Annotated in this window: 8 protein-coding genes; 2 read left to right on the forward strand and 6 right to left on the reverse strand. The window is 40.2% G+C overall.

Features of this window, described 5'->3' with window-relative positions:
* The first annotated feature begins 386 nt into the window (after positions 1–386).
* Positions 387–713 carry a VOC family protein gene (locus VGE44_RS13685; protein ID WP_331080036.1) on the forward strand — a complete coding sequence of 109 codons (327 nt, stop codon included), beginning with the start codon at positions 387–389 and terminating at the stop codon, positions 711–713.
* Positions 714–951: 238 nt separating this feature from the next.
* Here the strand turns inward: VGE44_RS13685 and VGE44_RS13690 are convergent, their stop codons facing one another.
* The 4 genes from VGE44_RS13690 to VGE44_RS13705 form a co-directional block, all read right to left on the reverse strand.
* Positions 952–1,827: a hypothetical protein gene (locus tag VGE44_RS13690; RefSeq protein WP_331080038.1), complete on the reverse strand. Its 876-nt coding sequence runs from the start codon at positions 1,825–1,827 to the stop codon at positions 952–954.
* A 197-nt stretch (positions 1,828–2,024) separates the two neighbouring features.
* Entirely contained in the window at positions 2,025–2,999 is a 975-nt protein-coding gene (locus VGE44_RS13695) for an aldo/keto reductase (RefSeq protein ID WP_331080040.1), read from the reverse strand.
* 79 nt (positions 3,000–3,078) lie between these two features.
* Positions 3,079–3,648, reverse strand: a complete 570-nt coding sequence (locus VGE44_RS13700; protein WP_331080042.1) for a Crp/Fnr family transcriptional regulator — start codon at positions 3,646–3,648, stop codon at positions 3,079–3,081.
* Between the two features lie 205 nt (positions 3,649–3,853).
* Entirely contained in the window at positions 3,854–4,648 is a 795-nt protein-coding gene (locus tag VGE44_RS13705) for a class I SAM-dependent methyltransferase (RefSeq protein WP_331080044.1), read from the reverse strand.
* Between the two features lie 387 nt (positions 4,649–5,035).
* On the opposite strand from VGE44_RS13705, the gene VGE44_RS13710 reads away from it, so the two are divergent.
* Positions 5,036–5,821 (forward strand): hypothetical protein, encoded by a 786-nt coding sequence (locus VGE44_RS13710; protein ID WP_331080046.1) that lies wholly within the window; start codon positions 5,036–5,038, stop codon positions 5,819–5,821.
* Between the two features lie 166 nt (positions 5,822–5,987).
* Here the strand turns inward: VGE44_RS13710 and VGE44_RS13715 are convergent, their stop codons facing one another.
* Complete coding sequence (locus tag VGE44_RS13715; protein WP_331080048.1) at positions 5,988–7,328, reverse strand: neutral/alkaline non-lysosomal ceramidase N-terminal domain-containing protein; 1,341 nt, start codon at positions 7,326–7,328, stop codon at positions 5,988–5,990.
* Positions 7,329–7,527: 199 nt separating this feature from the next.
* Positions 7,528–8,563, reverse strand: a 1,036-nt coding sequence (locus VGE44_RS13720; protein WP_331080051.1) for an amidohydrolase family protein, incomplete at its 5' end; no start/stop codon positions are given.

An 8,563-nucleotide genomic window follows, 5' to 3' on the forward strand; every position in this document is an offset into this window, starting at 1 on the left:
GCGGGTGTTCCGGTATAAACGGATTATTTTGGGCTGAAGCCTGGAATATCCCCCTTGTTTACCCCACTTAAAAGCGGGGCCTATTGAGCGAGTGCGCTAACAGCGGGGCTTGCTTTTTGAAATCAGGAAATAAAATCGTTCGCGATACTTTTTAAAAGGATATTTTTAAACTTTTTATTTTTACTGGACAACAATGACTTGGAGTCATCAGATGAGTTTAATAGCTTTTGTACAGTTTTAGCGCAAGGTCTCTGCAGATATTGGTGGCTCCCTAAGTCAATTCATACTTTTTTGTCGCAATTGACACACCACATTGTCGTTTTTACCCGGCAATGCGCCTATCTATTCCTCATATTTTTGCATTGTACCTTTAAAAATCCACTAAAATGAAATCATTAGAAATTATTATGATACCTGTCAAGGACAGGCAAAAAGCCAAAGAGTTTTATTTGAATCTCGGTTTTAAAGTGCTTGTTGAAGCCCCAGATCCTCATGGTGAAACCTGGATACAAATGGGACTTCCCGGAAGTAATACCAGCATTTCGCTTGCGGGTTTTCAAGGTATCATTTGTGAAACAGACGATATTGAAACCAACATCAGGCAATATGAAAGTAAAGGGATTGCTGTTGGCAAGATTGATAATACCCCCTGGGGCAAATTTGCCTGGTTCAAGGATTTGGATGAAAACAGTTTGTGTCTGCATCAAAAGTAGTGAGGCAGGATGTTATTATAGTTAATACAGGTATTGGGGTAGACGAGTGTGTCCCGCATGTACGGGAATTCACTTAATATTCCGTAGAGAGGTTGGGCTTAACTCTGCGGGAAGTGGCTGTCTGATACCGACAAATTAACTTATTCATTAAAGCACTCGGTATGCGATTTCATAAATTCAATCCTCTCTGCCTTGTAAGTATTTGTCAATATATGTTCCAACTCGCTTTCCATAATTCTTATTTGCTGGACAGATAGTAGTTCAGTACTTCATCTGCTCTTTGGGTTATATATGGATTGGATAAATTTGTTTCACCTATCGAAACAACCATATTGCTGATTTTCCTTTCCAAGAGCCAAGAGCCGTTCTTCTGTCGTTTTGATGCCAATAAACCAACAGCCTTGTTCAATTTATCAGATTTTATTTTTTCCCGTTTCAATAACCAAAGTATTTCTAAAAAATCACTTTTATACATGTTTGGAAAAGTAAGCTGATCCATTTTGTCAACCATAATTTTGTCCGGATGGTGTGAGCTGTAGCAAACTTGATGCTTTAAAACAAAATTTACACATTTATCTTTTAATTCGAGTATCTCTTTGCTTCTGTAATTATTTGGAATAAAAGATATACCTTTTAATAGTTTAACAATGCCCCAATAACATGAGTGCTTTCCGTAACAGCTTGTATTAGAACAGAACTTGGTTTTGGGTTCTTCATATATACCATCATCAAATCTTTGATATTTGTGAAAGAACTCTAAAGCTTTCAAACTTCTGCTGTCTGGTGTCTTGTTAAAATATAAATCAATATAAATGATATTTCCATTTAAACACGGAATTGGAAAATGATCTTGTTTTAATGTGTAAATCCCAAAATTGTGGTCATATAAATGGCTTTTAACTTCTTCTAATGCTCTCTTTACTCGTGGTTCATCCCTATCTATTTCTAAATCTGCAAGAAGAATTAATGTCCATAAGGAGGCTCGGAAATTGGGCACATAATGAAGATAGTCTGGATAGTATTTATCAGTTTTGGGCAAGACTTTCCATAAGCCATTTTCATCTTGTGCTCTAAAAATTTTATCAATTAGATTTTGGCCAACGTCCAATTTCATATTCTTGTTACTCGTTATTGTCGTTTAACATAGCATAACGTTTTGGGGCTTGGCGTAGTGGGGGTTTTTCCGCACAAAAGTTCATACGAAGCACACAGTTCAAATTTAGCACAAATTTTCATACGAAGAACTTCCGCCACCATTACGCCAAACCGCTGTTACAGGCAGTGTTTTTTTGTCGGTCGTTTTGTCGCTGTCTATTTTCGCCCTGTCGCTTCTTGTATTTCTGCAGGGTAGCGTTCGCCAACGATTTTAATTGTCGCCAATATTGAATTTATTTTGTTCAATTCATCATTAGACAATGAAACATTTGTCGCACCAATATTTTCTTGTAAGCGATGTAGTTTTGATGTTCCGGGAATTGGAACAATAAAAGGTTTTTGAGCCAACAGCCAACCTAACGCAATTTGTGCAGGTGTAGCGTTTTTATCTGTCGCAATGGAAACAACTAAATCTACTAATGCTTGGTTAGCCGCTCTGTTTTCTTTGCTGAAACGTGGAAGCATATTTCTTGTATCTGATTTGTCCAATTCCACGTTTGCATTTATTGTTCCTGTGAGAAAGCCTTTGCCTAATGGACTGAATGGAACAAAGCCAATTCCTAATTCTTCCAATGTAGAAATTATGTCTGTTTCGGGTTCACGGTAAAACATTGAATACTCACTTTGCAAAGCCGTTACAGGCAAAACAGCGTGAGCCTTGCGAATGATTTCGGCAGGTGCTTCCGACAAACCAAAGTGTTTTACTTTACCTTGTTGAATTAAATCTTTTACCGTTCCTGCAACGGCTTCAATCGGCACATTCGGGTCAAAACGATGTTGGTAAAACAAATCAATTACGTCAATTCGTAATCGTTTCAATGATGCTTCGGCAACGGATTTTATTGTTTCGGGACGACTGTCTAAACCCAATCTTACATTTCCTTCTTTCAAGCCGAATTTTGTTGCAATTACAACTTTGTTACGAAATGGTTCAAGTGCTTCGCCAACCAACAATTCATTTTCGCCATAGCCTTGTGCCGTGTCGAAAAACGTAATACCGTGCTCAACTGCCGAACGAATTAGTTTTATACTTTCTTCTTTTGTCGGTGCGTTTGGAAAGCTCAAACCCATTGCACCAAAACCCAATGCAGATACTTCTAATTCGCTGTTTCCCAATTTTCTTGATTTCATTTTTCTTGATTTTAAAATTTGATACCGCAAAGGTTGTTCAATAGAAAATGAAACCATTTGCCATTTGGCAAAAAGTGAATTAGCGAATGTTTTTTCTTATTCTGCTTAATGAAGATTGTGTAATACCTAAGTAAGAAGCGATATAGGATAGGGGAACACGGTTGGCTAAGGTTGGGAATTTGTCAATGAATTCATTGTAACGGGTTGCGGCATCTTGTGAAACTAATATGCTTCTTCTTTCTATTTTTTCGGTGTGTTGTTTATTGTTTATTTTTTGGACAATGTTTTCCCAACCTATAATGGTATCAGAAATTTCTTTCCAATCTTTTTTATAAAACACAGTGAGTTTGCAACCAGTAATTGCTTGCAAATATTCCGAAGGAGTATAGTTTCCCTGTGAATTTGGACCATCTAAAATCAAGAGGTTTTCGTCAATAAAGTATCGTGTATTTTCTTCGCCTTTGCTGTCGTAATAATAAACACGAATAACACCGTCTGTTATAAAACCAATCTGCCTAACTATTTTTCCTGCCTCCCAATAAAATTCGTCTTTGCGAAGTTCTATTTCTGTCGATTTGCTTTTAATAAGGTCAATTTGTTGCTTGTTCAAATTGCCAAACTGTAAAACGTATTCAATAAATTTTTCCATTCAGCAAAGTTAGAAATTCCTGTTTGTCGGGCATTTGTCATTTGGCAAAAATGTCGGGACGTGAGGTCGTTTAACACTGCCTGTAACGGTCGGGGATTGCCGAAGGCGGGGATTTTTAGCACCGAACTTCAATAGAAATACTAATGTTTGTTTTAGCACAAAAGTTCATTAGAATTCCTTCAGCCCCGCTTTTGGCAATACCTTGTTATGTGATGCCTTTTTTGTCAATAGTTATAAATAAATAGTCGCCTAAGTCGTTGTCGTATTGGCTTTTTATTTGCTCAAATTCGTTGTTGTTAATGTCAGTTCTAAGTTTTGTCAAACCTTGTTTTACCTCGTCAATGTTTGCTAATGATGAAAACGATGAAATTCCGAGTCGGATTTGTTCGTCAAAATAGCGTTCGGGGTTGTTCTTACCGACATATAAAAAGCAATCTTTGAGGTCACCTTTGATAAAATACTTTTCAATTCCACTAATTTTAAGCCTTGCTTTGTCTGTTGCTTTTTGTATGGTGTCAAGCGAAGGCATTTGAACAATGGAAGAATAAAGCATTTTAGGAAAATAATGATTGAGCCAATATCCTTTCATTTGTTCAGGCGTTGATGTAAACATTACTATTCTCCCGTTGTCTGTCAAAACTCTGCTTAGTTCAACAAACGCTTTGTTAATGTCTGTCCAATGGTGGATTGTCAATGTCGCAATAATTCCGTCAAATGTTTTGTCGTCTGCTGGTATTTGTTCCGCTGTTCCGTTAAACCATTCTATATTTTGGCTTCGTGATTTTGCTTGACTAAGCATTTTTTCTGATGGTTCTACTCCGACAAAATTTAGTCCTTTGTCAGCCAAAACGCAGGTATAACTTCCTGTTCCGCAACCAATGTCAAGATACAGTTTGTCGTTTTGTGGTCGTAACAATGAGAAAAGCCTACTCGTCAAATATGGGTCTGCTTGTCTTGTAGAATTATATCCTGTTCCTATCTTGTCATATTTCACTTCCATTTCTTTTGTTCGTTAAGGTTGCATATAACTTATTTATACACTCTATAAAATACCCCAAGCCACTCAAATGAGGTGGTTTGAGGCATTTTATATGCTTTATTAAATATCCCCATTCTCTCCCCAATTATCTAATCCAAACAGAAAATTTTAGAAGCAATTAACCTGGAACCTTCAATTTTATATTGAACCATACAGAAATTGTCAGTCAAGTCTCCCTTCATAGCTATTTCTGGATAAGCCAAAGGGTGTTTGTTGTATTAGTTAAAGTATAGTTTAAGTATAATTAAGGTATAGTTAAGGTATATATAAGGTATAATTTAATAAGGATACTTAACTTATATTAAAATAATATTTGGTATATTGTTTATTACCAAATACTTACACAATATGGCCATACTAAAAGACAGTCTTGAGTTTTCCGGGGGACTGGGAAACCTCTCTGCTTATAAGCTGCCGGGAATGAACAAAACCATTATTCGGACTAAGGGTGGTGCCGATAAAAAGAAGATTCTAAAATCGCCTTCCTTTAAGCTTACCCGTGATAATTATACCGAGTTCAGTGCTTGTGCAAAAATGGGTGGATGTATCCGCAGGTCTATGCTGTCTTTAGCTCCTTTAGCGGATTATAATTATACTCCTATGCTGAACTCTCTGTCAAAAACCATTCAGCTGTTGGATACTGAAAGTCCGCGTGGTAAACGCAATGTCTATTTGACCCAACATAAACATTTACTGACGGGCTTCAGTTTGAACAGGAATACGATTTTTGAAAGTGTGGTCAGGCATCCATTGCAATTCAGTCTCGACCGCGATCATAAACACTCCTTTGTTCAGTTTCCTGAATTAATGCCGGGAGTTAATTTAATGCTATCCAAACAGTATCCTCTGTTCCGTTTCATTGTCAATCTGGGCTGCGTTTGCGACATGCGTTTTATCGGCAGGGGATATCATGCAGGAATTATAGAAAACAGTAGTGTGTATACCGACTGGTTTCATGCCAGCCAGCTATTTCAGGCAATGCATGTTTCTGTGCATTTAAAGGATAAGTTTATAATATCTGACCAGATGACACTGATCTTATCCCTGGGGATACAAATGGGGATTCAGATTACAGATACAGTGGTTAATCCGGTTAAATATGGAGGCTGTGGGAAGATTATTGGAGTGGCCTGACTGTCATTGCGAGGAGGCCCGCCTTACCGGACGGGCAGGCAAGACGAAGCAATCTTATGACTGGAAGTAATAATTATGGGGAGATTGCTTCGCTACACTCGCTATGACAATAAGGAGGCCCGCAATTGATATCCCGGTAAGGAAACAGGCAATCGAACCTATTATTTTATTCCCTCGATTTCTTAACCAACTCCGCCACCTTTTTACTGATCTGCTTTTCTACCGATTCCGTGTATGGTGCGCGATGCCCGTATTCAGCCATGCCGCTGGTACCTTCATAACCGCCTTCTTTCAATACTCTCAGGCTGGGAACATAGCTTAGAAGATCATTGTTATACCCAAAGACCCAGGTATCATTCCAGCCGTACAGGCCTTTGAATTTGAGGGAGTAATCAACAACCGTTTCACCGGTTAAGGCAATGAAGGTAAATCCGGAGCCAAATCTCCAGACCTGAACAGGGTATTTGACACGGTCAGGGGGCGAACCCAGCGTTTGATACTGATTGATCTGATGTTCCACTTCAGTCTTTGCCATACCGCTCAGACCAGGTAGTTGTTTTTTCAATTCTGCAAGGGATAAACCCGGTTTAAGATAGAGTTCGGTTTCACCCATTACGGCTTTCAGCGGACCGGTAATCGCTTTCATAGGAGCTGCAATCACTTGTTTTACAGATTCAGCCAGGATATGACCGTACATCGAGGTAAGTTTCACAGCCTCAGCCTCATTTCCACGAATTCTGGGCAGTGGATTTGCATCGCCACCACAATTCTGAACGAACATCGCCAGTGATCCCGGATATTGCTTCTCCAGTTCGATCTGCGCAAAGCCGGCATAATCGCCACTGATGCTTAAGCCTCCCAATGCTGTGGTATGGCATGAATAACCGAAAAGAATGCCGCGCAGCTGCCCCCCCGACTTAATAGTCAGTACCGGAACATCCTGATCCACCTGTCCGCCGAATGATCTGGTCTCCGGACCGCGCGATCTCCTGCGGTTTACTGCAATACCGGCAAGGCCGTATTCAAAATTGATCTCTGCGGGAGAAAGATCTTTCAGGGCAGCCCCAATCACTTCATCATATCGCTGATAGACCATTTGGGTATAGCGATCCTTCGCCGCCCTTTCCTGATCATTAAATTCATAATAGATCCATAATACATCTTCAGTCACCGGACAGGAATGATTATGGGAAGTATTCAGAATCAGGCGTTCTCTTGGTATTTTATACTTTTCAAGTGCATTAGCTGCAATAATACCTACCATTTTATCACTCAGACCAACCAGATCGGCAGTCACCATAACAGACGTTTGTCCCGTTTCATCACGCAAGGCCATTGCCTTAAGCCAGATCGGATGTACCACCTCCTTTGACATCCTGGTTTTTCCGCCATATCCTGCCAATGGAACTGATTCAGTCGGGGTAATATCTGCTTTGGCAACACCTGCCTGCCATTGGGCAAGAGCAGGAGTTGAAAAGAGTATGCTGGCGAGGATAATTGTATTCATTAGTCTATTCATTTCTTTCAATGTTATGGGCTGTGAGCTATGGGCAGTGAGCTATGGGCTGCGGGCTTGAATCAATATTTTCTAAATTACTAGCCCATTGCTCATCACTCAGAGCTCATTGCTCAAAGCTCATCACTCAGAGCTCCTTGCATAAAGCTCATCACTCAAAGCCCACAGCCCATAGCTCATTACTCAAAGCTCATTTCCTAAAAACCTCCGGCACATTATACTCCGGCATATTCTTAATACAAGGCTCAATTACCGTATACGCATTTTCACCCAGGATCTTTTTCTTACTTGCCAATGGAAGGTTCGAAAATACGAGCCAGCCTAATTGTTGTCGCGGGTCACGCATCGGAAGGTCAGAACCATACATAATCCGGTCGTCACCAACGGCATCAACCATGTATTCAATAACACCCAATGGAACCGGGGTAAGGGTAATTTCAGCAAAGACATTTTTATGTTTCTTCATTACTGCAATGGCCATATCCGCCATTTTATAGCTTCCGCCGGCATGGGCAATAACCCAGCGTACATTCTTATACTTTTCAGCGAGTTTATCAACCTCCAGTAAATCGCCTCTGGAAGGATGAATCAAGGCATATAAGCCGTTCTTATTACCATATTCCCACCAGATATCATAAGCCGGGTTATGGTATTCCATTCCGTAGAAATGATAAGGCTTCATTCCGATAATTCGCTTATCTGAATATACCTGCGGAATCATTTCTGCCAATTGTTCCTGGGTATAATGTGTCGGACTGAAAGTCGCAAGTCCCCAGAAACCTTTAGGCGAAGCATCCAGAGCCTCTCTAACCAGCTTATTTCCCTGTACAGAATCATTACTCACCACTCCATTCCAGCTCATGAAGCCCCCTCCTACACAACCCAGCCGCTCCATCATTTTAAAGATTCCCTTCGGACCGCCATTTTCCATATGATAGCCTGTACCTCCGGCACCGTTAATTCCTTCATGAAGCATGTGCATGTGCATATCGATCACAGGAACAGGTAATGGTTTGCCATTCCTGACGGAACTCATTAAAACATCTTCAGATCTGTTGGTATGAACCTTAGGAGGGCGCTGACCACCCAAAAGCCGGATCAGATTTCCTCCCGCAACTTTAGCTTTTGCCTCATCGGGGATGTCTGCATAATCGATATAGGTACGATGCGCTCCGGCCGACATGGTTGGTGCATCGGTAGCAAATATCAATTGATTAATATGTCCC

It is taken from the genome of Daejeonella sp., from assembly GCF_036405355.1.
Taxonomy (GTDB): Bacteria; Bacteroidota; Bacteroidia; order Sphingobacteriales; family Sphingobacteriaceae; genus Daejeonella.

Coding starts and splice junctions, on each gene's coding strand:
- VGE44_RS13685 (WP_331080036.1), top strand. CDS start 387: ATGAAATCATTAGAAATTATTATGATACCTGTCAAGGACAGGCAAAAA.
- VGE44_RS13690 (WP_331080038.1), bottom strand. CDS start 1,827: ATGAAATTGGACGTTGGCCAAAATCTAATTGATAAAATTTTTAGAGCA.
- VGE44_RS13695 (WP_331080040.1), bottom strand. CDS start 2,999: ATGAAATCAAGAAAATTGGGAAACAGCGAATTAGAAGTATCTGCATTG.
- VGE44_RS13700 (WP_331080042.1), bottom strand. CDS start 3,648: ATGGAAAAATTTATTGAATACGTTTTACAGTTTGGCAATTTGAACAAG.
- VGE44_RS13705 (WP_331080044.1), bottom strand. CDS start 4,648: ATGGAAGTGAAATATGACAAGATAGGAACAGGATATAATTCTACAAGA.
- VGE44_RS13710 (WP_331080046.1), top strand. CDS start 5,036: ATGGCCATACTAAAAGACAGTCTTGAGTTTTCCGGGGGACTGGGAAAC.
- VGE44_RS13715 (WP_331080048.1), bottom strand. CDS start 7,328: ATGAATACAATTATCCTCGCCAGCATACTCTTTTCAACTCCTGCTCTT.